The sequence below is a fragment of the Kitasatospora sp. NPDC001159 genome, assembly GCF_053598235.1.
Map to the genome: position 1 here is coordinate 141,250 of NZ_JBSFJV010000004.1, position 24,824 is coordinate 166,073.

Genomic DNA, 24,824 nt, shown 5'->3' on the forward strand with positions numbered 1-24,824 from the left:
CGAATCCACCGTACGGGTGAGGCTATTTGGCCGAACGTCAACTTTCTTACTAGCGACGGCCGGTGGCCTTGTCATGGTCGGAGGACGCGGACGAACCCCGGCTGGCCTCACCGAGAAGTTGCTTGTCCTTTGCCGACAGTTCAGCCATCGGAGCGGAGCCGCCCTGCCTCCGGTACCGCGGCGGGACGAAGGACTGCACCGCCCGCGGGGCGCGCGGCCGGAACCGCGGGGTGAGCAGCACCACCAGACCGACGAGGCAGAGCCCGGCGAGGGTCAGCACCACGGTGCGGCCGGTGTTGGTCACCGAGAAGGCCACCGTGCCGAAGGCGATCAGCGCGGCCCAGAAGTACATGATCAGTACGGCGCGGCTGTGCGAGTGCCCGACCTGGAGCAGTCGGTGGTGCAGGTGGCGCTTGTCGGCGGCGAACGGGGACTGTCCGGCCCAGGTGCGGCGCACCACCGCGAGCAGCAGGTCGGCCAGCGGCAGCGCGATGACCGTCAGCGGCAGCAGCAGCGGGATGTAGATCGGCACCAGGGCGTGCACGGTGGCGGTCTGCGAACCGGTCTCGTTGTTGATCAGGTCCGGGTCGACCCGGCCGGTGATCGAGATCGCGGCGACCGCCAGCATCAGACCCAGCATCATCGAGCCGGAGTCGCCCATGAAGATCCGTGCGGGGTGCATGTTGTGCACCAGGAAGCCCAGGCACATGCCGATCAGCAGCACGCTGAACAGCACCGCGGGGGCCGCGTCGGTGATCGCGTAGCCGTACCAGAGCCGGTAGCTGTACAGGAAGAACGCCATCGCGGCGATACAGACCATGCCGCCCGCCAGGCCGTCCAGACCGTCGATGAAGTTCACCGCGTTGACCATGACGACGACCAGGGTGACCGAGATGACCATGCCCTGGGTCGGGCTCACCGCGACCGCGCCGACGCCGGGCACCGGAAGGGTGATCACCGTGACGCCCTGCCAGACCATCACACCGGCGGCGATCATCTGGCCGCCGAGCTTCACCAGCGCGTCCACGCCCCACTTGTCGTCGAGCACGCCGAGCAGCCACATGATCCCGGCGCCGGACAGCAGCGCGCGGATGTCGCCGCCCTGACTGAACACCTTGCTCAGGTTGTCCAGCTGCGAGGCGACCAGGATGCCCGCGCACAGCCCGCCGAACATGGCGATGCCGCCGAGGCGCGGGGTGGGCTCGCGGTGGACGTCGCGGGCGCGGACCGGGGGCATCGCGCCAGCCGCGATGGCGAACTTCCGGACCGGGCCGGTCAGCAGGTAGGTGACGGCGGCGGTGCAGAACAGCACCAGCAGATACTCACGCACCACTGGCCTCCTGCATCACTGTCGAACGGGGAGGTACCGAAGGTACTCCCCTGCCTTCCCGGGGTTCGAGGTGCGTCGCCACGGCACACACCTTATTGAGTCGGACGCCCGGGACGCGCATCGCGGTTCGCCCTCCCGGGTAGGAGATCCGGATGCCCGTGGACGACACCTCTTGATCGGTGCGCTCGCTGTCGCCCGCTCACGCGTCGACGAAGGCCCCGGTATAGGCCCCCGCCAGCTCCCGGACCCGCTCCGCGACCGGCGCCACCGCGTCCCCGGCGAGCAGGCGCGCGATCAGCCCGGCGATCTCCGACAGCTCCGCCTCGCCCATCCCCTGGCTGGTCACCGTACCCGTGCCCAGCCTGATCCCGGAGGCCTCGGTGGCCGGCGCCGGGTCGTACGGCAGCGCGCACTTGCCGAGCAGCAGCCCGGCCGTCGCGCAGCGCCGTTCGGCCTCCGCGCCGGTCACCCCGAGCGAGCTCACGTCGGCGGTCACCAGATGGGTGTCGGTCCCGCCCGTCAGGGGGCGCATTCCGGCCTCTGCGAGCCTCGCGGCGATCGCCCGGGCCCCTGCCACCGCCCGCTGCGCGTAGGCCCGGTAGGCGGGCGTCCGGGCCTCCGCGAGGGCGACCGCCTTGCCGGCCACCTCGTTCATCGCCGCGCCGCCCTGGCTGAACGGGAACACCGCCCGGTCGACCCGCTCGGCCAGCTCCGCGGTGGACAGCAGCAGGCCCCCGCGCGGGCCGCGCAGCAGCTTGTGGGTGGCCGCCACCGTGACGTCGGCGTACGGCACCGGGGAAGGCGCCTCCCGGGCCGCGATGAGACCGGTGGTCTGCGCGACGGCGGCGATCAGATAGGCGTCCACCTCGTCGGCGATCTCCCGGAAGGCCGCCCAGTCCGGGTGCCGGGGGTAGGAGATCGAGCCCGCCACGATGGCCTTGGGGCGGTCCCGGCGGGCCAGGTCGCGCACCTGGTCGAGGTCGATCAGGCCGTCATCCTCGCGCACGCCGTAGCCGGTGAAGGCGAACCAGCGGCCGGAGAAGTTGGCCCGCGAGCCGCAGCTGAGGTGGCCGCCGTGCTCCAGCGACATCGCCAGTACCCCGTCACCGGGCCGCAGCAGCGCCGCGTAGGCCGCCAGCATCGCCGAAGTCGCCGATCGGGGTTGGACGTTGGCGTGCGGGGCGGCGAACAGCTCGCGGGCCCGGTCGATCGCCAGCAGCTCCGCGGCGTCCGCCAGCGCGCAGCCGGTGTGGTGCCGGCGGCCCGGGTAGCCCTCGGCGTACTTGTCGATCAGCGGCCCGGTCAGCGCCGCCAGGACGGCGGGGCTGGTCAGGTTCTCCCCCGCCAGCAGCTGGATCGTCTCGGCCCGCCGCTCGGCCTCGGCGGCCAGCAGGTCGGCGATCTGCGGATCCGCCCGGCGCAGCGCCTCGGACGCCCACGGGCGGCCCCTCGTCGCGGTCGAGCCGGTCGCGGCATCGGTGACGGTCATGGCAGGGCTCCCGGCGCTGCGATGGGGGCGCCCCCGGCCGGCGGCTGGGGGGTCTACCCAGCGTAGGACCGTCTCGGCCGCCCGGCTCGGCGGCGCAGGGCCGTTTGGAGCCCCGGGCTCGGCTCAGCGCGGCGCGGGGATGCCGGTGAGCGCGGTGACCACCGGGTCGACCGCGTGGAATATCTCCTCGCCGCAGTTGCGGAACATGCCGATCGGCGCCCCGTACGGGTCCTCCAGCTCGTCCGACTCCGGGGTGGCGGCCAGCAGCCAGCCGCGCAGCGAGGCGGCCGCCCGGACCAGCGCGCGGGCCCGCTCGGTGACGTCGGCGCCGCGGCGGGGGTCGGGCAGGGTGCCCGGGTCGATCGTCCGCACCAGGCGGGTGAACTCCTTCAGCGTGAAGGTGCGCAGCCCCGCCTCGTGGCCCATCGAGATCACCTGGGCGCGGTGGTCCAGGGTCGCGGTGAGCACCAGGTCGGCCTCGACCACGTGCTCGTCGAGCAGCTCACGGCCGGTGAAGCCGCCGCTGTCGGCGCCGTACTCGTCGAGCACGGTCGCGGCGTGGTCCTCCATCGGCGCACCGACGTGGCCCCAGGTGCCGGCGCTCTCGACCAGCATCCGGCCGGCCACCCGGGGGCTGAGCCGGGTGTCCAGCTCACGCCGGGTGAGCCGCTCGGCTATCGGCGAGCGGCAGATGTTCCCGGTGCAGACGAACAGGATCCGGAAGTGGTCCAGCGGCCTGGGGCCCACGGCCAGGTACGGCGCTATGCCGGGCCCGTCATGGAGCGAGGCGGTGGGTGTCAACTTCCGGCCTCCAGGTCGGGGACGACCTCCCTCAGCTGCTCGATGCTGATCGCGCCGGCCCGCAGCAGGACCGGGACCTTGCCGGTCACGTCGACGATGGACGAGGCGGTGGCGTGGTCGGCCTGCCCGCCGTCCAGGTAGACCGAGATCGCGTCGCCGAGCTGGGCCTGCGCCTCGTCGCAGGTCGCCGGGGACGGCCCGCCGGTCTTGTTGGCGCTGGAGACCGCCAGCGGACCGGTGGTGTTCAGCAACTCGATGGCGACCGGGTGCAGCGGCATCCGGACCGCGACGGTGCCGCGGGTCTCGCCGAGGTCCCAGCGCAGCGAGGGCTGGTGCCGGGCGACCAGGGTGAGCCCGCCGGGCCAGAAGGCGTCGACCAGCTCCCAGGCCTGCTCGGAGAAGTCGGTGACCAGGCCGTGCAGGGTGGTCGGCGATCCGACCAGGACGGGCGAGGGCATGTTGCGGCCCCGGCCCTTGGCGGCCAGCAGCTCGCCGACGGCCTCCGGGGAGAAGGCGTCCGCGCCGACCCCGTACAGGGTGTCGGTGGGCAGCACGACGAGTTCGCCGCGGCGGATGGCCGAGGCGGCCTCACGCAGGCCGGTGGCGCGGTCCCCGGCGTCGGCACAGTCGTAGCGGCGGCTCATCGGTGCGGTCCCCTTCTGGAATGGCTCATGACGGTCACAGCGGGCTCACAGCACGGCTTTACGCGCCGTCGTGAAGCGCGGCCGGTTGTTCAGGTCGCGGTGGTCGGCGGTGTCCGTCCAGCCGCGTTCCTCGTTGAAGATCCACGGCACCTGGCCGCCCTGCTGGTCGGCGTGCTCGATCACCACCGCGCCGCCCGGGCGCAGCAGTCGCGCGGCCACCCGCTCGATGCCGCGGATGGTGTCCAGGCCGTCCTCGCCCGAGAACAGCGACATCTGCGGGTCGTGGTCGCGGGCCTCCGGCGCGACGTACTCCCACTCGGTGAGCGGGATGTACGGCGGGTTGGAGATGACCAGGTCGAAGCGGCCGTCCCAGGAGCGGTCGTCCTCGAAGGCCTTGGTGGCGTCCCCGGCGTGCAGGGTGACCCGCGCGCGGTCCGGGCTGGCCTCGATGTTGCGCCGGGTGTACTGCAGCGCGCCCTCGTCGAGTTCGAAGGCGTGCACGGTCGAGCGCGGCAGCTCCTGGGCCAGGGCGAGCGCGATGGCGCCGGAGCCGGAGCACAGGTCGACCACCAGCGGCTCGGCGACGTCCATGTCGCGCACCGCGTCTATCGCCCACTCGACGACCGTCTCGGTCTCCGGCCGGGGCACGAACACCCCGGGGCCGACCTCCAGTTCGAGGTAGCGGAAGAACGCCCGCCCGGTGATGTGCTGGAGCGGCTCGCGCGCCTCACGGCGCGAGACCGCCTCCCAGTAGCGGGCGTCGAAGTCCGCGTCCTTCACCGTGTGCAGCTGGCTGCGCTTGACGTTGTGGACGTAGGCGGCGAGTTCCTCCGCGTCGAAGCGCGGCGACGGCACGCCGGCCGCGGCCAACCGCTGGGTGGCCTGGGCCACCTCGGCGAGCAGCAGGTTCATCCGTACGACCTCTTGTTTCTGCGCTCCGGCTTCAGGCTTGCGTCGGGCTGGGGCGCGCCGGTCTCAGTTCTCTTGGGCCGCGGCGAGCTTGGCCGCCGCGTCCTTGTCGACGCAGGACTGGATCACCGCGTTCAGGTCGCCGTCCAGGACCTGGTCCAGGTTGTACGCCTTGAACCCCGTGCGGTGGTCCGAGATGCGGTTCTCGGGGTAGTTGTACGTCCGGATCCGCTCGGAGCGGTCCACCGTACGGACCTGGCTTCGACGTGCGTCCGAGGCCTCGCGCTCGGCCTCCTCCTGCGCGGCGGCCAGCAGCCGCGAACGCAGGATGCGCATCGCCTGCTCCTTGTTCTGCAGCTGGCTCTTCTCGTTCTGGCAGGAGGCCACGATACCGGTCGGCAGGTGGGTGATCCGGACCGCGGAGTCGGTGGTGTTGACCGACTGGCCGCCGGGGCCGGAGGAGCGGTAGACGTCGATCCGCAGGTCGTTGGCGTGGATCTCGACCTCGACCTCCTCCGCCTCGGGGGTGACCAGCACGCCCGCCGCGGAGGTGTGGATGCGGCCCTGGGACTCGGTGGCGGGGACGCGCTGCACGCGGTGCACGCCGCCCTCGTACTTCAGCCGGGCCCAGACGCCCTGGCCGGGCGAGCCGTCGGGGTTCGTCAGAGCGCCCTTGGTCTTGACCGCGACCGAGACGTCCTTGTAGCCGCCGAGGTCGGACTCGTTGGAGTCGATGATCTCGGTCTTCCAGCCGATCCGCTCCGCGTAGCGCAGGTACATCCGGAGCAGGTCGCCGGCGAACAGCGCGGACTCCTCGCCGCCCTCGCCCGCCTTGATCTCCAGGATGACGTCCTTGTCGTCGCTCGGGTCGCGCGGCACCAGCAGCAGCCGCAGCTCCTCGGTCAGCTCGTCGCGGCGCTGCTCGGAATCCTTCACCTCGGAGATGAACTCCGGGTCCTCGGCGGCGAGTTCACGCGCGGCCTCGATGTCCTCGCCGGTCTGCCGCCACTGCCGGTAGACCCGGGTGATCGGGGTCAGCTCGGCGTACCGCTTGGCCAGCTTGCGGGCGTTCGCCTGGTCGGCGTGGACGGACGGGTCGGCCAGCCTCTTTTCGAGGTCGGCGTGCTCGACGAGGAGCTCTTCGACTGCCTCGAACATGGGTGGCCTTCTTCCCGGGGCTAGGAACGTGTGAGGAGGTGAATGCGGGGCGTTCGGAACGCGCGGGGGGACGCGAACGGCGCCGGTCCCCAGCGCCCCCGGAACGAGTACGGGGACACCGGGAACCGGCGCCGAGGGAGCGCTAGGCCTTCGCGCTGTGCTGCTTGCCGAAGCGGGCCTCGAAGCGGGCCACGCGGCCACCGGTGTCGAGGATCTTCTGCTTGCCGGTGTAGAACGGGTGGCACTGCGAGCAGACCTCGGCGCGGATCTCGCCGCTGGTCTCGGTCGAGCGGGTGGTGAACTCGGCGCCGCAGGTGCAGGTCACGCGGGTGACCACGTACTCCGGGTGAACGTTGGACTTCAAGGGGTTCTCCTAGGTTTCGGGAGGGCACCGGGTCGGCGGCTGGAGTGCCGCACGTGAACCGGGACCGACGTACCAGTCTGCCAGGACCGGCCGCACCTTCCAAAACCGGGGCCTGCTGCGGGATATTCCGGGGGATGTTCCGGGCGCCGCCCGGGCCCGTCAGCGCCGCGCCGCGGCCGTCGCGGCGGGCTTCTGGGAGGTGGCCGGGGAAGCCGCCGGGGAGGCCGTGGGGGTCGCCTGGGCGGGGTTCTGCGGCTGGGACGAGACGACCGCCTGCGGGACGGGCCGGTCGGCCTTGAGCGCCGCCCAGAGCTGCTGGGCCTGCGGCTGCTGCTCGACCACCCGGTTGGGGTCGCCGGGGGCGGTCTCCACCGGCAGGGTGACCATGGTCAGCTGGTCCGGGCCGATCCCCTTGAGCTCCTGGCCCAGCCCCACCAGGGAGTTCACCGAGCCCAGCGCGGAATCGGTGGTGATGCTCCTGGTCATGGTGTCGCCGACCGACCACAGCTTGACCGGGTTGGAGAACAGTCCGATCCCGCCGGCCTGCTGGAGCAGCGACTTGACCATCTGCTTCTGCAGTTCGATCCGGCCGAGGTCGCTGCCGTCGCCGACGCCGTGCCGGGTGCGGACGAAGGCCAGCGCCTGCTGCCCGTTGAGGTGGTGCTCGCCGGCCGGCAGGTCGAGCCCGCTGTCCTTGTCGTGGATGGCCACCGCGGTGGTCACGGTGGCCCCGCCTATCGCGTCCACGACCCGGGCGAAGCCGGCGAAGTCGACCTGCAGGTAGTGGTCCATCCGCAGCCCGGTGAACTGCTCGGTGGTCTTGACCGCGCAGGCCGCGCCGCCGGCCTCGAAGGCGCTGTTGTACATCGCGCGTTTGGCGGCCGGGACGGCCCTGCCGTTCGCGTCGGTGCAGTCCGGGCGGTCGACCAGGGTGTCGCGCGGGATGGAGACCATCGAGGCCCGCGAGTGGTCCTGGCTGACGTGCACCACCATCGCGGTGTCGGAGCGGGCGCTGTCACCAGTGTCCCCGCCCGCCAGGTCGCCGTTCTCACCGACCCGGGAGTCGGAGCCCAGCACCAGGATGTTGAAGGAGCCGTCGGTGGCGGCCGGGGGCCGGGCGTCACCGAGGCGGCCGTCGATGTCGACGCTCCTGATGTTGCCGTTGAGCTTCAGGTACGCGTACCCGGCCGCCCCACCGCCGAGGACGACGAGCGCGGCGAACGCGCAGGCGGTCACCCGCAGGACCTTGCGGCGACGCCTCGGGACCCTCTTGTGCTCGGCCATACGATCCAGAGTAAAACGGACAAGATGATCGAATAGCCCCAAGTTGTCCCAACTCTGGAACAAAGCCGCCGCCCTGCTGGTCGGCGTGCTGGCGCACGGAACCCCGGACCGCTCGCGCGATCCGGGGTTCCGTGTTCCAACAGCCGTACGGCTACGGTCAGTCGCCGGAGCCGGGGGTGGTCTTGGCGATCTGCATCAGGAACTCGGCGTTGCTCTTGGTCTGCTTCATCTTGTCCAGGAGCAGTTCGATCGCCTGCTGCGAGTCGAGCGCGTGCAGCACCCGGCGCAGCTTCCAGACGATGGCCAACTCCTCGCTGCCGAGCAGGATCTCCTCCTTGCGGGTGCTGGAGGCGTCCACGTCGACAGCCGGGAAGATGCGCTTGTCCGAGAGCTTCCGGTCGAGCTTGAGCTCCATGTTGCCGGTGCCCTTGAACTCCTCGAAGATCACCTCGTCCATGCGCGAGCCGGTCTCGACCAGCGCGGTGGCCAGGATGGTCAGCGAGCCGCCGTTCTCGATGTTGCGCGCGGCACCGAAGAACTTCTTCGGCGGGTACAGCGCGGTCGAGTCGACACCACCGGACAGGATGCGGCCGGAGGCCGGCGCCGCCAGGTTGTAGGCGCGGCCCAGGCGGGTGATCGAGTCCAGCAGGATGACCACGTCGTGGCCCAGCTCCACCAGGCGCTTGGCGCGCTCGATGGCCAGCTCGGCGACGGTGGTGTGGTCCTCGGCCGGGCGGTCGAAGGTCGAGGAGATGACCTCGCCCTTCACCGACCGCTGCATGTCGGTGACCTCTTCCGGACGCTCGTCGACCAGGACGACCATCAGGTGGCACTCGGGGTTGTTGTGGGTGATCGCGTTGGCGACCGCCTGCAGCACCATGGTCTTACCGGTCTTCGGCGGCGCGACGATCAGACCGCGCTGGCCCTTGCCGATCGGCGACACCAGGTCGATGATCCGGGTGGTCAGCACGCCCGGGTCGCTCTCCAGGCGCAGCCGCTCCTGCGGGTAGAGCGGGGTGAGCTTGTTGAACTCGGGGCGGCCGCGTCCGGTCTCCGGGTCCATGCCGTTGACGGAGTCCAGGCGCACCATGGCGTTGAACTTCTCGCGGCGCTCGCCCTCGCGCGGCTGACGCACCGCACCGGTGATGGCGTCACCCTTGCGCAGACCGTTCTTGCGGACCTGGGCGAGCGAGACGTAGACGTCGTTCTGGCCCGGCAGGTAACCGGAGGTGCGCACGAACGCGTAGTTGTCGAGGATGTCGAGGATGCCCGCGACCGGGATCAGGACGTCGTCCTCGCCGATCTGCGGCTCGACGGTGCCGGTCTCGAAGCCCTCGCGGCCGCGACGGCCGCGACGGTCGCGGTAGCGGCCGCGACGGCCCCGACGGCCCTCGCCGAACTCGTCGTCGTCGTAGCCGCCCTGCTGGGCCTGCGGCTGCTGCTGGGTCTGCTGGCCGCCCTGGCGGCTCTGCTGGCCGTCGGGCTGGCCCTGCTGCTGGCCCTGCTGCTGGCCCTGGCGCTCGGCGCGGTCGCGACGGTTGCGGCGGTCGCGGCGCGACTCGCGCGTCTCGCCGTCCTGCCCGGCCTGGGCCTCGCCGGCGTCCTGACGCTCGGTGCGCTCGGTGCGCTCGCCGCCCTCGCGGCGCTCACGGCGATCACGGCGGTCGCGGCGGGTCTCCCGGCTCTCCTCCCGGCCCTCGAAGCCGCGGGTCTCGGCCGGACGGTCGGCCTGCTTGGGCTCGGCCACCGCGACGGTGGCGGCCTCGGCGGCGGCCTCGGCCACCGGGGCGGTCGGGGCACCGGCGGCGGCGGTGGCGCGACGGCGGGTGCGCTCGGTACGGGCGGGCGCGGCGGTCTCGGCGGCGGCCTGGACCGGGATATCGATCTGGGCCTGCGACTCGGCGGCCGCCGCCGCCGCGGCGGCGGCGGCGGCCTTGGTACGACGGGCCGGCTTCTCGGCCGGGGCCTCGGCGTCCGCCTTGGCGGCGGTGCGCTTGGCGGCCGGGGCGCCACCGGCGGCGAGCAGCGGGTCCCCGCCGCTCTTCTCCTTGATGGTCTCGATCAGCTGGCTCTTGCGCATGCGTCCGGTACCGGTGATGCCCAGGTCCGCGGCGAGCTTCTGCAGCTCGGCGAGGACCATGCCGTCCAGGCCCGCGGCGGCACTGCGGCGGCGGCGGGCCGGGGCAGCGGGGGCGGCGGCTGCGTCCGACGCCTCGGCGTCCGGGCGCGCGCCCATCAGATCGGTGGAGTCGCTCACTAAGGGTCCTTCCCTGGAGCGGACGTCGGCCTGTCTGGCTCGGCGACCGGTTGTGCTGTCCTGACCAACGCTCGACTGCGTCGGTCCGAGGCGGTGATCCCTCGAATGGCGGGAGCCCGTCGAGGGAGAGCTGCGAGGTGCGGTGCATGAAGCACGGTGGTGCTGAGGTGGCGCGTGGGCCGGTCGTGTGTCGACCTCCCCTGAGGGCACTGCCCCCACGCTGCCTGCGAATCCCGGGCCCCCGTCGCGTGACGGTGGCCCGTGCTCCGCCCGTCCTGGCCTCAAGGTGGGAGGCCGCGGGTGGGAGTCAGGTGCCGTCACGGCTTCGGGATGCGGCCGCATGTCGCGCAGGCAGGCTGCGTACGCGCTGCGGTGGGCTCCCGGAGAATCGTCGCCCCGGACATCGCCACGACTCCACGGCCGTGGAGTGCTGGGATCGGGACGCGGCGCACCGAGCCCCGGAGGGCACCTGGTGCAGCAATGAGGTTAACACTACCGACCCCCTCACACATTCCCCGACCGCGGGCTTGCCAATCGTGTCCGGACGGCCCGGCTGGACGCCGGGCCCGAACTGGCTGCTCAGACGCCCAGCGGGAGCACGGCGGCCCCGGTCCGGTCGATGCCGAGCCGGTGCGCGGCGAACGCCGGGTCCCCGCCGTGGCCGTGGTGGCCGGCGAAGGAGAGCACCTTGTCGACGCCGGCCGCGTCGGTGAGCGCCAGCACGGTGGGACCGGCCCCGGAGATGACCGCGGGGACGCCCTCCGCGCGCAGCACGCCGACCAGCGCGGCGCTCTCCGGCATGGCCGAAGCGCGGTAGTCCTGGTGCAGCCGGTCCTCGGTGGCCGCGAGGAGCAGCTCGGGCCGCCGGGTCAGCGCCTCCACCAGCAGCGCGGATCGGCCCGCGTTGGCGGCCGCGTCAGCAAGCGGGACGGTCTTCGGCAGCAGGCCGCGGGCGGTCTCGGTGAGCACCTCACCGGCCGGTACGAACACCACCGGGACGACCTGCTCGGAGGGCTCCAGGGCGACCGCCTTGGCCGACTCGTCGTCGGTCCAGGCGATGGTGAAGTTGCCGCGCAGACAGGCCGCGACGTTGTCCGGGTGGCCCTCCAGCTCGGAGGCGAGCGCCAGCAGCGCGTCGTCATCCAGCGCGGACGGGCCGCCGATGGTGACCGCGCGGGCGGCCACGATGCCGGCGCAGATGGCGGCCGAGGAGGAGCCCAGGCCGCGGCCGTGCGGTATCCGGTTGGCGCAGACCACTTCGAGGCCGCGGGGCTGGCCGCCGAGCCGGTCGAAGGCGGCCCGCATCGAGCGGATCAGCAGGTGGCTCTCGTCCCGGGGCAGCGTCTCGGCACCCTCGCCGGCGATGTCGACGGAGAGGCCCGAGTCGGCGACCCGGACGACCACGTCGTCGTACAGGCCCAGCGCGAGCCCGAAGGCGTCGAAGCCCGGACCGAGGTTGGCGCTGGTCGCGGGAACCCGGACCCGGACGGCGGCGGCACGGAACGCAGGACCGGCCATGCGGTGGACTCTCCTGGGGAAATCGGGCGGCGCGGAGCGCGTCGTCGGTGCAAGGGTGGGGGAAGGGCCGAGGACCCACAGGGCGGGCGGCCACAGTCGTCGGCGCGGCCCGCACCAGGACGGGCCCGGGGCATGTGCCACACGGCCGAAGCCAGAGTATCGAAGAGAGGTTCCCCAGTGGTACACCCCGTGGGCCTTCGATCTGGTGTGTTGCCGCTTCTGGCCGGAATGCGTACCCCTCTCTGTCAAAGAGAGGGGCGGAATCGGATCGGAATGCGAAGCGGAATTGACACAAAGGAGTCAGCGGGGAACTTTGACGGGCCTCCCCCCGAAAGAGTCGGCCCGTCGAAGCGTCAGACCCCGTCGTCAGTCCAGCAGTCCGAGCCGCTGGGCCGCGGCCTCCGGGTCGACCGGGACGACCTGCGGCTGCGGCGCGCCGGCCACTGCCCAGTCCGGGTCCTTGAGGCCGTTGCCGGTCACGGTGCAGACGATCCGCTGGCCCGGGTCGACCAGGCCGGCCTCCGCCTCGGCCAGCAGACCGGCCACCGAAGCGGCCGAGGCGGGCTCCACGAAGACGCCCTCCTGCGCGGCCAACAGCCGGTAGGCGGCGAGGATCTGACGGTCCGTCACCTTGTCGATGAGGCCGCCGGACTCGTCCCGGGCGGCGAGCGCGTAGTCCCAGGAGGCCGGGTTGCCGATCCGGATCGCGGTCGCGATGGTCTGCGGCTTGAGGACGGGCGCGCCGTCCACGATCGGGGCCGAGCCGGAGGCCTGGAAGCCCCACATCCGCGGGGTGCGCGAGGCCATCCCGTCGGCGGCGTACTCGCGGTAGCCCTTCCAGTACGCGGTGATGTTGCCCGCGTTGCCGACCGGCAGGACGTGGATGTCCGGGGCGTCGCCGAGCATGTCGACGATCTCGAAGGCCGCCGTCTTCTGGCCTTCGATCCGCGCCGGGTTCACCGAGTTGACCAGGGCCACCGGGTACTTCTCGGACAGTTCGCGCGCGAGCGTCAGGCAGTCGTCGAAGTTCCCGTCGACCTGCAGGATCCTGGCGCCGTGCACCAGCGCCTGGCCCATCTTGCCGAGGGCGATCTTGCCCTGCGGGACGAGCACGGCGGAGACCATCCCGGCCCGCACCGCGTACGCGGCGGCGGAGGCCGAGGTGTTGCCGGTGGACGCGCAGATGACGGCCTGCGCGCCCTCCTCCTTGGCCTTGGAGATGGCCATCGTCATCCCGCGGTCCTTGAAGGAGCCGGTCGGGTTGGCGCCCTCGACCTTGAGGTAGACCTCGCAGCCGGTGCGCTCGGAGAGCACCTGGGCGGGGACCAGGGGCGTACCGCCCTCCAGCAGGGTGACCACCGGGGTGGCCGCGGTGACCGGCAGACGGTCCCGGTACTCCTCGATCAGCCCGCGCCACTGGTGGGTGTGGGTGTGGGTGCTTCTGGCCGCGTTCTCGGCAACGCCGCTCATCATCTGTTCCTTACTCCCCTTCGACCCGCATGATGCTGGCCACGTCCCGCACGCTGTCCAGCGCGCGGAGCTTGTCGACCGTCGCCGACAGCGCGGCGTCGGTGGCACGGTGGGTGACCACGACGAGCGAGGCGTCGCCGTCGCGGCCCTGCTGGCGCACGGTGTCGATGGACACACCGTGCTCGGCGAACACGGACGCGACCTGGGCGAGCACGCCCGCGCGGTCGTCCACGTCCAGGCTGACGTGGTAGCGGGTGACCACCTCGTCCATCGGCTTGGCCGGCAGCCGGGTGTACACCGAGTCACCGGGACCGGTGGCTCCGGCCAGCTTGTTGCGGCAGACCGCGACCAGGTCACCGAGCACTGCGGAGGCGGTCGGCGAGCCGCCCGCGCCCGGGCCGTAGAACATCAGCCGGCCGGCCGCCTCGGCCTCGACGAACACCGCGTTGTACGCCTCGCGGACCGAGGCCAGCGGGTGCGAGAGCGGGATCATCGCCGGGTGGACCCGTGCGGTGACGGACTCGCCGTCGGCCGCCCGCTCGCAGATCGCGAGCAGCTTGACCACGCAGCCCATCTCCTTGGCGGAGGCGATGTCGGCGGCGGTCACCTCGGTGATGCCCTCGCGGTAGACGTCCGCCGCGGTCACCTTGGTGTGGAAGGCGATGCCGGCCAGGATCGCGGCCTTGGCGGCGGCGTCGAAGCCCTCCACGTCGGCCGTCGGGTCGGCCTCGGCGTAGCCGAGCGCGGTGGCCTCCTCCAGCGCCTCCGAGTAGCCGGCGCCGGTGGTGTCCATCTTGTCGAGGATGAAGTTGGTGGTGCCGTTGACGATGCCCAGCACCCGGTTGACCTTGTCCCCCGCGAGGGACTCGCGCAGCGGGCGCAGCAGCGGGATCGCGCCCGCCACCGCGGCCTCGTAGTACAGGTCCACCCCGGCCTCGGCGGCCGCGGCGTGCAGCTCGGTGCCGTCCTGGGCGAGCAGCGCCTTGTTGGCGCTGACCACCGAGGCGCCCTGCTCGAAGGCGGACAGGAGCAGCGATTTGGACGGCTCGATGCCGCCCACCACCTCGACCACCACGTCGATGTCGCCCCGGTTGATCAGGGCCTCGGCGTCGGTGGTGACCAGGTGCTCCGGCACACCGGGACGCACCCGACCGGCCCGGCGGACCGCGATCCCGGCGAGCTCGACCGGGGCACCGATGCGAGCGGCGAGGTCGTCGGCCGTCGTCGTCATGATGCGCGCCACCTCGGAGCCCACCACACCACAACCCAGCAACGCCACCTTCAGCGGGCGCGTACGCATCATCCGACTCCGCTCTGCATTCATCGTGCTTCGGTATTTCCGGCGGTTTTTCGGGGCCGCCGGGAACTTCGGTCCGTACCAGTCTCGGGGACTTTCCACACGGATCTACGGTCGTTCCATGATCTGAGACGAGAATTTCGTCATCCGATATCCAGGCGCAGGAGATCCTCCTCCGTCTCGCGCCGGACGATCACCCGGGCCGCACCGTCCTTGACGGCGAGCACGGGGGGCTTCAGGGCGTGGTTGTAGTTGCTCGCCATCGAGCGGCAGTAGGCGCCGGTGGCGGGCACCGCGATCAGGTCGCCCGGGGTCAGGTCGGCCGGCAGGAAGGCGTCCCGGACGACGATGTCACCGGACTCGCAGTGCTTGCCGACAACCCGGACCAGCATCGGCTCGGCCTCGCTGGTGCGTGACACCAGGGCCACCGAGTACTCGGCGTCGTACAGCGCGGTGCGGATGTTGTCGGACATCCCGCCGTCCACGCTGACGTAGGTGCGCAGGCCCTCTAGCGGCTTGACCGTGCCGACCTCGTACAGGGTGAACGCGGTCGGGCCGACGATCGCCCGGCCCGGCTCCACGCACAGCCGGGGGGTGTCGAGGTTCGCGGCGGCGCACTCGCGGCGGACGATGTCGGCCAGCGCGGCCGCGATCTCGGCCGGCTCGCGCGGGTCGTCCTCGCTGGTGTACGCGATGCCGAGGCCGCCGCCGAGGTCGATCTCGGGCAGCTGGACGCCGTGCTCGTCGCGGATCCCGGCCAACAGGCCGACCACCCGGCGGGCGGCCACCTCGAAGCCGGCCGTGTCGAAGATCTGCGAGCCGATGTGCGAGTGGATGCCGCGCAGCTCCAGGCTGTCGTGGCCGAGCACCCGGCGCACCGCCTCGGCGGCCGCGCCGCCGCCCTCCCGTCGCCCACCACCACCCTCAACCGAGCCGCTTCGCGGCGCAGCCAGATTCAGAGAGAGGCCGAACTTCTGGTCCTCGTGCGCCGTGGCGATGAACTCGTGGGTGTGCGCCTCGACGCCGACGGTGATCCGGATCAGCACCGGCTGGCGCACGCCCTGGCGGGTGGCGATCGCGGCCAGGCGCTCGATCTCCTCGTAGGAGTCGAGCACGATGTGCCCGACGCCGGTCTTCACCGCGTGCTCCAACTCGTCCACCGACTTGTTGTTGCCGTGCAGCGCGATCCGCTCCGGCGGCATCCCGGCGGCCAGCGCGACCGCCAGCTCGCCGGCGCTGCACACGTCGAGGTTGAGGCCCTCCTCGTGCAGCCAGCGCACGATCGCCTTGGAGAGGAAGGCCTTTCCGGCGTAGAAGACGTCCGCGTCGGCGCCGAACGCGTCCCGCCAGGCGCGGGCCCGGGTCCGGAAGTCCTCCTCGTCCAGCACGTAGGCTGGGGTGCCGAACTCGGCCGCCAGCTTCTTGACGTCGATCCCGCCGACGGTGGCCACGCCCTCGGCGTTGCGGGCGACGGTGCGCGACCAGACCTTGGGGTCGAGCGCGTTCAGGTCGGCCGGCGGGGCCTGGTAGTGGCCCTCGGGCAGCACGTCGCCGTGCCGGGGGCCTGCGGGGTGTGCGGAGCGACTCATGCGCCCACCTCGCTGCGCTCGGCGGGGCATTCGCCACGCGCAGTACCCATGATTCGCTCGCTTCGCTCACTCATGTCTGCAAAGTCCTTCGAGACCTATGGCGAGGGGCGGCGACGGTCCCCGTTGACCGTCAGCCGCCCCCCGCTGTGCGCTTGGGGTTGGTGCCTACATCCGCTCGGGCGCCGTCACGCCCAGGAGCGTGAGGCCGTTGGCCATGACCGTGCGCGTGGCCTCGACCAGCCAGAGCCGGGCACGGTGCGTGTCGGTGAGCTCCTCGTCGCCCTTGGGCAGGAACATGCAGTTCTCGTACAGGCGGTGGTACTTGCCCGCGAGCTCCTCCAGGTAGCGCGCGACCCGGTGCGGCTCGCGCAGCTCGCCGGCGGTGGCGAGGATGCGCGGGAACTCGCCGAGGGCGCCGAGGACGTCGTTCTCCCACTCGGTGGCGAGCAGCTCGGGTTTGAACTGCTCGACCGTGCCCTTGCCCACGCCCAGCTCGACGGCCTTGCGCGCCACGCCGCACATCCGGGTGTGGGCGTACTGGACGTAGTAGACCGGGTTCTCGTTGGTCTGGCTGGTCAGGATGTTGATGTCCAGCGTGATCGTCGAGTCCGTGGACGAGCGCGCCAGGGTGTAGCGGGCGGCGTCCACGCCGATCCACTCGACCACGTCGTCGATCGTGATGATGTTGCCGGCCCGCTTGGACATGCGGACCTCTTCGCCGTCGCGAAGCATCTTCACGAACTGGCCGATCTTCACCTCGATGTTGCGGTCCATGTCGTCGCCCGCGCAGGCCGAGATGGCCTTGAGGCGGTTGACGTAGCCGTGGTGGTCGGCGCCCAGCATGTAGAGCGCGACCTCGGCGCCGCGGTCCCGCTTGGACAGGTAGTAGGCGGCGTCGGCGGCGAAGTAGGTCTTGTCGCCGTCGGCCTTGATCAGGACGCGGTCCTTGTCGTCGCCGAAGTCGGTGGTGCGCAGGAAGACCGCGCCGTCCTGCTCGAAGACGTGGCCCTGCTCGCGCAGCCGGTCGATGGCCTTCTCGACGGCGCCGGAGTCGTGCAGCGTCTTCTCCGAGAACCACACGTCGAAGTGGGTGCCGAACTCGTCCATCGAGCGCTTGATCTCGGCGACCATGAGCTTGAGGCCCTCGGTGCGGAAGACCTGCAGCTGCTCGTCCTCGGGCAGGTCGAGCACGCCGGGGACGGCGCCGGTGATCGCCTTGGCGATGTCGACGACGTACTCGCCGACGTACCCGCCCTCGGGCACCTCGCGGCCGTTCGCGGCGGCCTGCAGCGAGGCGGCGAACTTGGTGATCTGCACGCCGGCGTCGTTGAGGTAGTACTCGGTGGTGACGTCGGCACCGGAGGCCCGCAGCACGCGCGCCAGCGAGTCGCCGACGGCGGCCCAGCGGACGCCGCCGATGTGGATCGGGCCGGTCGGGTTGGCGGAGACGAACTCCAGGTTGATCTTCAGGCCCTTGAGAGCCTCGTTGCGGCCGTAGGTCTCGCCCGCCTCGACGATGGTGCGGGCGAGCGCACCGGCGGTGGCGGTGTCCAGGGTGATGTTCAGGAAGCCCGGACCGGCGATGTCGACCCTGGCGACGCCGGTGATCCCTCGCAGGCGGTCGGCCAGCACCTCGGCAACGGCTCGCGGCGGCTTGCCGGCCGCCTTGGCGAGCTGGAGGGCCACGTTCGTCGCGTAGTCGCCGTGGTCCCGGTTCTTGGGCCGCTCGACCGTCACGTGCTCGGGCACGGCGACGGCCAGCTCGCCCGCCTCGACGGCGGAGCTCACTGCGGCCTGGATTGCCTGGGAAAGGTCTGCGGGGGTCACGACGCCAAGCGTAGGCGAGACGGGGTGCCCGCCCGCCACTCGGTTTACCGGTTGAGACGCGTGGAGGCGCCGCCGCGCCGTGCGTCCAGCGGTGTCAGCAGCGATCCGTGCGATCTGTTCGCTCAGGGCGAAACACTTCGGGCTGTCCGGTGAGTCGCATCAGGCGCCGGACCAGGGCCACCAGGTCGGCCGGGTCGAAGGGCTTGCCGAGGTAGCCGTCCACCCCGACGGTCTCCCCCAGGTCCAGATCCGCCGGGGTGCAGGCGCTCACGATCGCGATCGGCAGCCGACTGGTGTCCGGGGTCGCGCGCAGCCGGGCCGCGGTCCGCAGGCCGTCCAGCCGCGGCATCACCACGTCCAGGGTCACCACGTCCGGCTTCACCCGGCGGATGACCTCCAGGCACTCGGCGCCGTCGGCGGCGGTCACCACCTCGAAGCCCTCGAGCTCCAGGTTGACCCTGATCAGCTGGCGGATCACCTCGCTGTCGTCCACCACGAGGACCCGCCCGGACACTCCCGACACCTCACCGAGGGTATCGGCGGGCCCGCCGATACGTCCGGCCTTTGGGCACTTCCGCCCCGGGCCGACCCCGACGATCTTTCCGGAAACCCGTGCACGGACCACGGCCGAAGCCTGGTAGTGTTCATTCCGTCGGAACGCGGAAGCGACCGACAGGCCAACAGGCCCCCGTAGCTCAGGGGATAGAGCACCGCCCTCCGGAGGCGGGTGCGTAGGTTCGAATCCTACCGGGGGCACTTCGCGGTAAGTGCAACCGAGGCCCAGATCAGTGGAGTTGATCCACGGATCTGGGCCTTCGTCATGTCCGGAGCAGGGTTGCGGGCAGTCCGGGCCCGGAGGGGACCGGCGGCGGTGGGGTCGGGCCCCCGAAGGGGCCGGCGCCGCGCGGGGGTCAGGACGCGGCGGACTCCGCCTGGGCGTACAGCTCGGCGATGGTGTGGTCGAAGTAGGCGCTGTACGAGGTGTCGTCGCTGTCGCCGCCCTGCTGGTAGCCGCCGATGGCGCCGACCACGTCACCGGTGGCCGCGCTGATCCACGGGCCGCCGCTGGTGCCGGCCGGGTAGGACGGGCACTGGATGACGCGCTGGTAGGCGCTCTCCTGGGCGGTGGTGTTGGTGCAGAGGCTGGGCGTCTCGGCGTCGGCCGGGTAGCCGTACAGGCGGACTGTGGAACCGAAGGGCTCGCCCGCGCCCAGGCGGTTGCCGCCGACCACGTCCTCGACCTTGCGGCCGTTGCTGGGGGCGGTCTCCAGGATCGCGAAGTCCTCGTCCACGTCGCCCTTCTGGGACCAGCCGGCGGTGGTGTGGACCGCGGTCACCCGCCAGGTGCCGTACGGGGCGGAGCCGTCGCGGTAGCCGGGGACGAAGGTGACGCCGTCGGTGCTGGTGATGCAGTGGGCGGCGGTCAGCAGCAGGTTGCCGGTGGCGCTGTGCAGCACGCTGGCGGTGCAGAAGTGGTTGCCGGCCGCGACCGAGCCGCTGAACAGCGCGCCGACGATGGAGCTCTCCTTGTCGGCGGTGGGGGCGGAGGCGGTCGTGCCGAGGGTGGTGGGGGTGGCCGAAGGGGTGGCCGTGGGGGTGTCGGCAGGGGTGTCGGCGGGGGTCGGGCTGTCGCTCGGCGTGGTGGCCGCGGCCGGGGCGGGCGGTGCGGGCTCCGCCGTGGCGGCGCTCGGGCTGGCGGTCGGCGCGGACGCGACGACCCGGGCGCTGCGGGCCTCCTTCCCGGCGGCCGTCGCGTCGGACAGGTTCAGCTCGTGCGCCCCGGTCACCACCGCGGCCACCACGACCGCGGACAGCGCGGTGAACAGTGACGGGGCGAGCAGACGGTGACGGCGCGACCTCTTGCGGCGGTGCTGACCCATGCCTGTCTCCTGCCGTGGTCGGTGGCGGCGTTCGGTCAACGACTATGACGCCTCAGCCTGCAAAGGTTGTTACCGCAGGCTTGAAGGTCGATGAGAAATCGGTCACCGGGACAGCAGGGTATCCAGTGCGCGGGGGCCGATGAAGTCGGTGTGCGTACCGGCAGTGGTGCAGGTGAACGCGCCGGCCGCCGAACCGGCCCGGGCGCAGTCCAGCGGCGGGTGTCCGCGGAACCAGGCGTACAGGAACCCGGAGACGAAGGCGTCCCCGGCGCCGTTGGTGTCCACCACCGGGCGGCCCGGGTCGACGGCGGGCAGGTGGCGCAGGACGCCGTCCTCGCGGGTGAGCAGGTAGCAGCCCTCCGCGCCCGCGGTGGCGGTGACCGCGCTGGCCCGGCCCTCGGCGAGGATCGCCCGCATCACCTGCTCGTGCCGGCCGCGGCAGCCGGCCACCGAGAGGAACACCAGGTCGGAACCGAGCGCGTAGTCACGGTGGTGGGGGTTCGCGCCGTCCCAGTCGTGGAGGTCGGTGGAGGTGGTGCGGCCCAGCCGGCGCAGGTCGTCGTACATGTCGCGGTTGACGCCGGTGATCGAGAGGTGGACGTGCCGGCTGCGCTCGACGTACGGGAGGTACAACTCGCGCGGGAGCCGCAGGTCGGCGGGGTGCCGGCCGTCGAAGAAGGAGAACCGGCGGCCGTCCGCGTCCACCAGGTTGACCCCGCGCGGGGTGCCGTGCGGGCTCACCAGGTGCGCGAAGTGCAGCCCGTGCCGCCGGTAGTGGGCGCGGACCAGGTCGCCCTGCGGGTCGTCGCCGAGGAAGTCCAGGAAGGCGGTGCGCAGGCCGAGGCGGTGGGCGCCGAGGGCGACGCCGTTGCCGGTGTGGCCGACGTAGTCGCGCACCGGCTCGACGAACCGCGAGTCGCCGGGCGGGATCTCCAGCCGCTCGACCCGGACGATGGTGTCCACCCCGGCACCGCCGACGACCAGCAGGTCGAACTCGGGCGACTCGGTTTCCGGCAGCATGGCGGCGCCTCCTTGGTCCCTGGACGGTGGCCAGGAGTCAAGCAGGCGCCGGAGGTTGACTGCAATACCTTGCTGCAAGCTTTCAATCGGGGTGCTGCCGATCGGCCGCTCTCAATCGGTCCGTGGCGGCTTCGCGTCGGCCACCGCAGCGGCCCCAGGACTCGCGACCGAGTCCCGGAGCCCCACTCCGCACCGGTCCTACAGCGCCGACAGCTCCGCGACCAGGTCGTCCAGCCCCAACGAGCCCTGCGAGAGCGCCGCCATGTGCCAGGCCTTGAGGTCGAACTCCTCGCCGCGGGCCTCGTGCGCCGCCCTCGCCGCCGCCCGGCCGCGCAGCCAGGCGCGCTCGCCGAGCTTGTAGCCGATCGCCTGGCCGGGCAGGCCCAGGTAGCGGACCAGCTCGCTGTCCAGGAAGTCGGCGGACAGGCCGCAGTACCGGCCGAAGAACTCGCGGGCGTGCTCCGGGCTCACCGGCTCGCCCGGCTTGTACGGGGAGTCGGCCGGGAAGTCCAGGCCCAGGTGCATGCCGATGTCGATGATGACCCGCAGCGCCCGCATCATCTGGGCGTTGAGGTAGCCCAGGCGGTGGCCCGGGTCGGTGAGGTAGCCGAGCTCGTCCATCAGGCGCTCGGCGTACAGCGCCCAGCCCTCCAGGTTGGCGCTGACCCCACCGAGGCTCACCTGGTAGGTGGAGAGCCGGTCGGCGACGTAGTTCCACTGCGCGAGCTGCAGGTGGTGGCCCGGGACACCCTCGTGGTACCAGGTGGAGACCAGGTCCCAGACCGGGAAGCGGTCCTTGCCGAGCAGCGGCAGCCAGGTCCGGCCTGGGCGGCTGAAGTCCAGCGAGGGCGCGGTGTAGTACGGCGCGGCGGCACTGCCGGCCGGGGCGATCCGCGACTCGACCCGGGTGACCGGCTCGGCCAGGTCGAAGTGGGTACCCTGGAGGTCCCGGACCGCCTGGTCCATCAGGCCCTGGAGGTACTCCCGGGTCGGCTCGGCGCCCTCGATGGCCGGACCGTCCTCCTCCAGCCACTTCATCGCCGCCATCGGGTCGGAACCCGGGCGGACCTTCTCGGCCTCCGCCGTCATCTGCGCGTACAGGTCGTGGAACTCGCCCCAGGCCCAGGCGTAGGCCTCGTCCAGGTCCAGGTCGGCGCCGGTCCAGTAGCGCACCCAGCGGCCGTAGCGTTCCCGGCCGACCTGGTCCGGGGTGCCGGCGGCGGCCGGGGCGTACACGTCGCGCATCCAGTCGCGCAGCGCGGCCAGCGCCTCGGCGGCGGCCACCGCGTGGGCGGACAGCTCGGCGCGCACGCCCTCCGGGGCGTCCTGGACGAACTGCCCGAACCACCCGCCGGGCACCTCGCCGTCCAGCCACTCGCCGAACTGCCCGATCACGGTCTCCACCTGACGGGGACCGGACAGCAGACCGCGCTCGACGCCCTCCGCCAGGGTCTGCCGGTACTGCTCCAGCGCCAGCGGGAAGCGGGCCAGCCGACGGCCGATCACCTGCCACTCGGCCTCGGTGCCGGTGGGCATCAGGGTGAAGGCCTCCCGCGTGTTGTGCACCGGGGAGGCCAGGTTGCGCACCGCGCGGAAGTTCTCGCCGGCCTCGTGGACGGCGAGTTCGGCGGTCAGCCGCTCGCGCAGCAGCCGGGCGCAGCGGCGCTCGGCCTCGTCCTCGGCGGCGCCGGCTCGCTCGGCCTCGTCCAGCCGGGCCAGGGTACGGCGGCCCAGGTCGGCGATCGCCTCGGTGCCGGCCGGGGAGAGGTCGGGCAGGCGGTCGCCCTCGGGGTCGAAGCCGAGGTACACCGCGGTCAGCGGGTCGAGCTCGGCCAGGGTGCGGACGTAGTCGTCGGCGATGCGGCGCGGGGTGTCGCCGCCGGAGGTGATCAGTTCTTCAACCATCCGGACATCATCGCGTTGCCGGGGCCGTTTGCAAGCCCCTGCCGCAGACCGGTTGACCTGCACCGGCCCGGAATCTGACGGACGGTGGGCGACACAAACGCCCGTTCGGAAAGATCCGTGCCCGACAGGTCCCGATCGATCCGACGCCCATTACGCTGACGGCCATGAAAGCCCGCCCCACCACGGCACCCGGACCGGTCCCCACCCCGGCCGCGCCCGACCTGCGGCCGCGCCGCACCGGCTACCGGCGGCTGCCGGTCGAACAGCGGCGTGAGCAGCTGATCGCGGTCGCCCTGGAACTGTTCGCCTCCCGGCCGCCCGAGGAGGTGGGCCTGGACGACGTCGCCGAGGCCGCCGGGGCCTCCCGGCCGCTGGTCTACCGCTACTTCGCGGGCGGCAAGCAGCAGTTGTACGAGGCCGCGCTGCGCACCGCGGCCGACGAGCTGACCAGCCGGTTCACCGTCCCGCCGACCGGGACGCCGTCCGAGCAGCTGGCGTCCGTACTGGACGGCTACTTCGACTTCGTGTCCGAGCACCAGGCCGGCTACTCGGCACTGCTGCGCGGCGGTTCGGTGGTGGAGACGGCCCGCACCTCGGCGATCGTGGACGACGTCCGGCGGGCGGCGCTCAAGCGGACCGTACGGCACCTGGGCGTGCGGGAGGCCGGGCCGCGGCTGACCCTGCTGGTGCGCTCGTGGATCGCGGTGGTCGAGGGCGCCTCGCTGAGCTGGCTGGACGAGGGGCGCGCGCTGCCGGTGGCGGAGCTGCGCGACTGGTTGGTGGACCAGTTCACGGCGATGGCGGCGGCGACGGCGCTGCACGATCCGCAGACGGCGGAGGTGCTGGCGGGGCTGCTCGCGCTGGACGGCCCGAGTACCGACCGGGCCGGGCGGCTGCGCGCGGTGCTGGGCGGGCGGCAACGCGGTCTCGGCTCGCGATGACCGGGGCAGGGGCCGGGGCCTGGCTCGCGGCAGGGCCTTCCCGACCCCGTGCCAAGGGTCGGGTGCACCCGGAGGCTACGCCTTGCCGAGCACCTGGCGCTGGCGGCCGAGGCCGTCGATCTCGATCTCGACCACGTCGCCTGGGGCGAGGAACGGCGTGCCGGGGCGGCCCAGGGTGACCCCGGCCGGGGTGCCGGTGACGATCACGTCGCCGGGCTCCAGCACCATGAACCGGCTCGCGTAGCGGACGAGTTCGAGCACCGGGAAGATCATCTCGGCGGTGTTGCCGTGCTGCCGCTGCTCGCCGTTGACCCAGAGCCGCAGCTCCAGGGCCTGCGGGTCGGCCACCTCGTCGGCGGTGACCAGCCAGGGCCCGAGCGGGGTGAAGGTCTCCGCCGACTTGCCCTTGTCCCACTGGCCGCCGCGCTCGAACTGGAAGGCCCGCTCGGTGACGTCGTTGGCGATCGTGTAGCCGGCGATCACCCCGGCGGCCTCGGCGTGCGAGTCCAGGTAGCGGGCGGTGCGACCGATCACGATCGCCAGCTCGGCCTCGTAGTCGGTCTTCTCGCCGCCGCGCGGCACCAGGACCTCGTCGTACGGGCCGACCACGGTGGAGCTCGGCTTGAGGAAGATCACCGGCTCGTCCGGGATCGCGGCCCCGGCCTCGGCCGCGTGGTCGCGGTAGTTGAGCCCGATGCCGACCACCTTGCCCGGCCGGGCCACCGGCGCACCCACCCTGAGGCCGTCCAGGTCCACCACCGGCAGCAGGCCGGCGGCCACCTCCCGGGCCAGGGCGTCGGTGTCCAGCCCGGCCAGGAAGGCCCCGTCGAGGTCGCGGGCCCGCCCGGAGAGGTCGTACGCGGTACCGTCCTCGCCCAGCACGACCGGGCGCTCGGCGCCCGGGGGTCCGACGCGGAGGAGCTTCATCGATCCCTCACCAGCCTTTCGTCGCAGCTCACCGGGGCGGCACGGACACCGCTCCCGAGTCTGGCAACGAGGTATACCAACGGCCCGAGGCAGCGGACCAGACCGTCCCGATGGGCGAATTCCCATCAAATCCCACCGGAGCCCGAGGGCCCGAATCGGCGGCCCGTACGGTTGACACCCGCAGGCGGATCCGCCGGGAGCGGACCGCGCACAC

Annotated in this window: 20 protein-coding genes and 1 tRNA gene; 2 read left to right on the forward strand and 19 right to left on the reverse strand. The window is 72.2% G+C overall.

Annotated elements, in window-relative coordinates; translation table 11 throughout:
* Positions 1–49: 49 nt before the first annotated feature.
* The 15 genes from ACWC9T_RS03950 to ACWC9T_RS04020 form a co-directional block, all read right to left on the reverse strand.
* Entirely contained in the window at positions 50–1,330 is a 1,281-nt protein-coding gene (locus tag ACWC9T_RS03950; RefSeq protein ID WP_449819447.1) for an MraY family glycosyltransferase, read from the reverse strand.
* Positions 1,331–1,529: 199 nt separating this feature from the next.
* Positions 1,530–2,819, reverse strand: coding sequence for a serine hydroxymethyltransferase (locus tag ACWC9T_RS03955; protein WP_449819448.1), 1,290 nt, complete (start codon positions 2,817–2,819; stop codon positions 1,530–1,532).
* A gap of 123 nt (positions 2,820–2,942) precedes the next feature.
* Positions 2,943–3,620 carry an arsenate reductase/protein-tyrosine-phosphatase family protein gene (locus ACWC9T_RS03960; RefSeq protein ID WP_449819449.1) on the reverse strand — a complete coding sequence of 226 codons (678 nt, stop codon included), beginning with the start codon at positions 3,618–3,620 and terminating at the stop codon, positions 2,943–2,945.
* On the reverse strand, positions 3,617–4,264 hold the full coding sequence (locus ACWC9T_RS03965; RefSeq protein ID WP_449819450.1) for an L-threonylcarbamoyladenylate synthase: 648 nt from the start codon (positions 4,262–4,264) through the stop codon (positions 3,617–3,619). Before ACWC9T_RS03965 ends, ACWC9T_RS03960 begins: the two co-directional genes overlap by 4 nt.
* Positions 4,265–4,309: 45 nt before the next feature.
* The gene (gene prmC / locus ACWC9T_RS03970) at positions 4,310–5,176 is read right to left on the reverse strand and encodes a peptide chain release factor N(5)-glutamine methyltransferase (protein ID WP_449819451.1); all 867 of its coding nucleotides are present in this window, start codon (positions 5,174–5,176) and stop codon (positions 4,310–4,312) included.
* A gap of 63 nt (positions 5,177–5,239) precedes the next feature.
* The gene (gene prfA / locus ACWC9T_RS03975; protein WP_449819452.1) at positions 5,240–6,331 is read right to left on the reverse strand and encodes a peptide chain release factor 1; all 1,092 of its coding nucleotides are present in this window, start codon (positions 6,329–6,331) and stop codon (positions 5,240–5,242) included.
* A gap of 142 nt (positions 6,332–6,473) precedes the next feature.
* Positions 6,474–6,695, reverse strand: a complete 222-nt coding sequence (rpmE, locus tag ACWC9T_RS03980; protein ID WP_030235761.1) for a 50S ribosomal protein L31 — start codon at positions 6,693–6,695, stop codon at positions 6,474–6,476.
* A gap of 159 nt (positions 6,696–6,854) precedes the next feature.
* Positions 6,855–7,979, reverse strand: a complete 1,125-nt coding sequence (locus ACWC9T_RS03985) for an LCP family glycopolymer transferase (RefSeq protein WP_449819453.1) — start codon at positions 7,977–7,979, stop codon at positions 6,855–6,857.
* Positions 7,980–8,136: 157 nt separating this feature from the next.
* The gene (rho, locus tag ACWC9T_RS03990; RefSeq protein WP_449819454.1) at positions 8,137–10,236 is read right to left on the reverse strand and encodes a transcription termination factor Rho; all 2,100 of its coding nucleotides are present in this window, start codon (positions 10,234–10,236) and stop codon (positions 8,137–8,139) included.
* Positions 10,237–10,815: 579 nt separating this feature from the next.
* Complete coding sequence (gene thrB / locus ACWC9T_RS03995; RefSeq protein ID WP_449819455.1) at positions 10,816–11,754, reverse strand: homoserine kinase; 939 nt, start codon at positions 11,752–11,754, stop codon at positions 10,816–10,818.
* Between the two features lie 366 nt (positions 11,755–12,120).
* Entirely contained in the window at positions 12,121–13,224 is a 1,104-nt protein-coding gene (gene thrC, locus ACWC9T_RS04000; RefSeq protein WP_449819456.1) for a threonine synthase, read from the reverse strand.
* A 10-nt stretch (positions 13,225–13,234) separates the two neighbouring features.
* Positions 13,235–14,527 carry a homoserine dehydrogenase gene (locus tag ACWC9T_RS04005; RefSeq protein ID WP_449819457.1) on the reverse strand — a complete coding sequence of 431 codons (1,293 nt, stop codon included), beginning with the start codon at positions 14,525–14,527 and terminating at the stop codon, positions 13,235–13,237.
* 137 nt (positions 14,528–14,664) lie between these two features.
* Complete coding sequence (lysA, locus tag ACWC9T_RS04010; protein WP_449819458.1) at positions 14,665–16,110, reverse strand: diaminopimelate decarboxylase; 1,446 nt, start codon at positions 16,108–16,110, stop codon at positions 14,665–14,667.
* A gap of 165 nt (positions 16,111–16,275) precedes the next feature.
* Positions 16,276–17,937 (reverse strand): arginine--tRNA ligase, encoded by a 1,662-nt coding sequence (gene argS / locus ACWC9T_RS04015; RefSeq protein WP_449819459.1) that lies wholly within the window; start codon positions 17,935–17,937, stop codon positions 16,276–16,278.
* A 94-nt stretch (positions 17,938–18,031) separates the two neighbouring features.
* Complete coding sequence (locus tag ACWC9T_RS04020) at positions 18,032–18,451, reverse strand: response regulator (protein ID WP_449819489.1); 420 nt, start codon at positions 18,449–18,451, stop codon at positions 18,032–18,034.
* Between the two features lie 170 nt (positions 18,452–18,621).
* Here ACWC9T_RS04020 and ACWC9T_RS04025 point away from each other — a divergent pair.
* A tRNA-Arg gene (locus ACWC9T_RS04025) sits at positions 18,622–18,693 on the forward strand.
* 155 nt (positions 18,694–18,848) lie between these two features.
* Here ACWC9T_RS04025 and ACWC9T_RS04030 read toward each other — a convergent pair.
* The 3 genes from ACWC9T_RS04030 to ACWC9T_RS04040 form a co-directional block, all read right to left on the reverse strand.
* Entirely contained in the window at positions 18,849–19,817 is a 969-nt protein-coding gene (locus ACWC9T_RS04030) for a trypsin-like serine peptidase (protein WP_449819460.1), read from the reverse strand.
* 102 nt (positions 19,818–19,919) lie between these two features.
* The gene (locus ACWC9T_RS04035) at positions 19,920–20,837 is read right to left on the reverse strand and encodes a carbohydrate kinase family protein (RefSeq protein ID WP_449819461.1); all 918 of its coding nucleotides are present in this window, start codon (positions 20,835–20,837) and stop codon (positions 19,920–19,922) included.
* A 198-nt stretch (positions 20,838–21,035) separates the two neighbouring features.
* The gene (locus ACWC9T_RS04040; protein ID WP_449819462.1) at positions 21,036–22,742 is read right to left on the reverse strand and encodes a DUF885 domain-containing protein; all 1,707 of its coding nucleotides are present in this window, start codon (positions 22,740–22,742) and stop codon (positions 21,036–21,038) included.
* Between the two features lie 164 nt (positions 22,743–22,906).
* On the opposite strand from ACWC9T_RS04040, the gene ACWC9T_RS04045 reads away from it, so the two are divergent.
* Positions 22,907–23,683, forward strand: coding sequence for a TetR/AcrR family transcriptional regulator (locus tag ACWC9T_RS04045; RefSeq protein ID WP_449819463.1), 777 nt, complete (start codon positions 22,907–22,909; stop codon positions 23,681–23,683).
* Positions 23,684–23,758: 75 nt separating this feature from the next.
* Here the strand turns inward: ACWC9T_RS04045 and ACWC9T_RS04050 are convergent, their stop codons facing one another.
* Entirely contained in the window at positions 23,759–24,610 is an 852-nt protein-coding gene (locus tag ACWC9T_RS04050) for a fumarylacetoacetate hydrolase family protein (RefSeq protein ID WP_449819464.1), read from the reverse strand.
* Positions 24,611–24,824 lie beyond the last annotated feature (214 nt).

Bases quoted from the DNA above. Each gene is read 5' to 3' on its own strand.
- ACWC9T_RS04005 (WP_449819457.1), bottom strand. From the start codon at position 14,527: ATGATGCGTACGCGCCCGCTGAAGGTGGCGTTGCTGGGTTGTGGTGTG.
- prfA (WP_449819452.1), bottom strand. From the start codon at position 6,331: ATGTTCGAGGCAGTCGAAGAGCTCCTCGTCGAGCACGCCGACCTCGAA.
- ACWC9T_RS04040 (WP_449819462.1), bottom strand. From the start codon at position 22,742: ATGGTTGAAGAACTGATCACCTCCGGCGGCGACACCCCGCGCCGCATC.
- ACWC9T_RS04050 (WP_449819464.1), bottom strand. From the start codon at position 24,610: ATGAAGCTCCTCCGCGTCGGACCCCCGGGCGCCGAGCGCCCGGTCGTG.
- ACWC9T_RS04030 (WP_449819460.1), bottom strand. From the start codon at position 19,817: ATGGGTCAGCACCGCCGCAAGAGGTCGCGCCGTCACCGTCTGCTCGCC.
- ACWC9T_RS03955 (WP_449819448.1), bottom strand. From the start codon at position 2,819: ATGACCGTCACCGATGCCGCGACCGGCTCGACCGCGACGAGGGGCCGC.
- ACWC9T_RS04045 (WP_449819463.1), top strand. From the start codon at position 22,907: ATGAAAGCCCGCCCCACCACGGCACCCGGACCGGTCCCCACCCCGGCC.
- ACWC9T_RS03965 (WP_449819450.1), bottom strand. From the start codon at position 4,264: ATGAGCCGCCGCTACGACTGTGCCGACGCCGGGGACCGCGCCACCGGC.
- lysA (WP_449819458.1), bottom strand. From the start codon at position 16,110: ATGAGTCGCTCCGCACACCCCGCAGGCCCCCGGCACGGCGACGTGCTG.
- thrC (WP_449819456.1), bottom strand. From the start codon at position 13,224: ATGAGCGGCGTTGCCGAGAACGCGGCCAGAAGCACCCACACCCACACC.
- ACWC9T_RS04035 (WP_449819461.1), bottom strand. From the start codon at position 20,837: ATGCTGCCGGAAACCGAGTCGCCCGAGTTCGACCTGCTGGTCGTCGGC.
- thrB (WP_449819455.1), bottom strand. From the start codon at position 11,754: ATGGCCGGTCCTGCGTTCCGTGCCGCCGCCGTCCGGGTCCGGGTTCCC.
- ACWC9T_RS03985 (WP_449819453.1), bottom strand. From the start codon at position 7,979: ATGGCCGAGCACAAGAGGGTCCCGAGGCGTCGCCGCAAGGTCCTGCGG.
- prmC (WP_449819451.1), bottom strand. From the start codon at position 5,176: ATGAACCTGCTGCTCGCCGAGGTGGCCCAGGCCACCCAGCGGTTGGCC.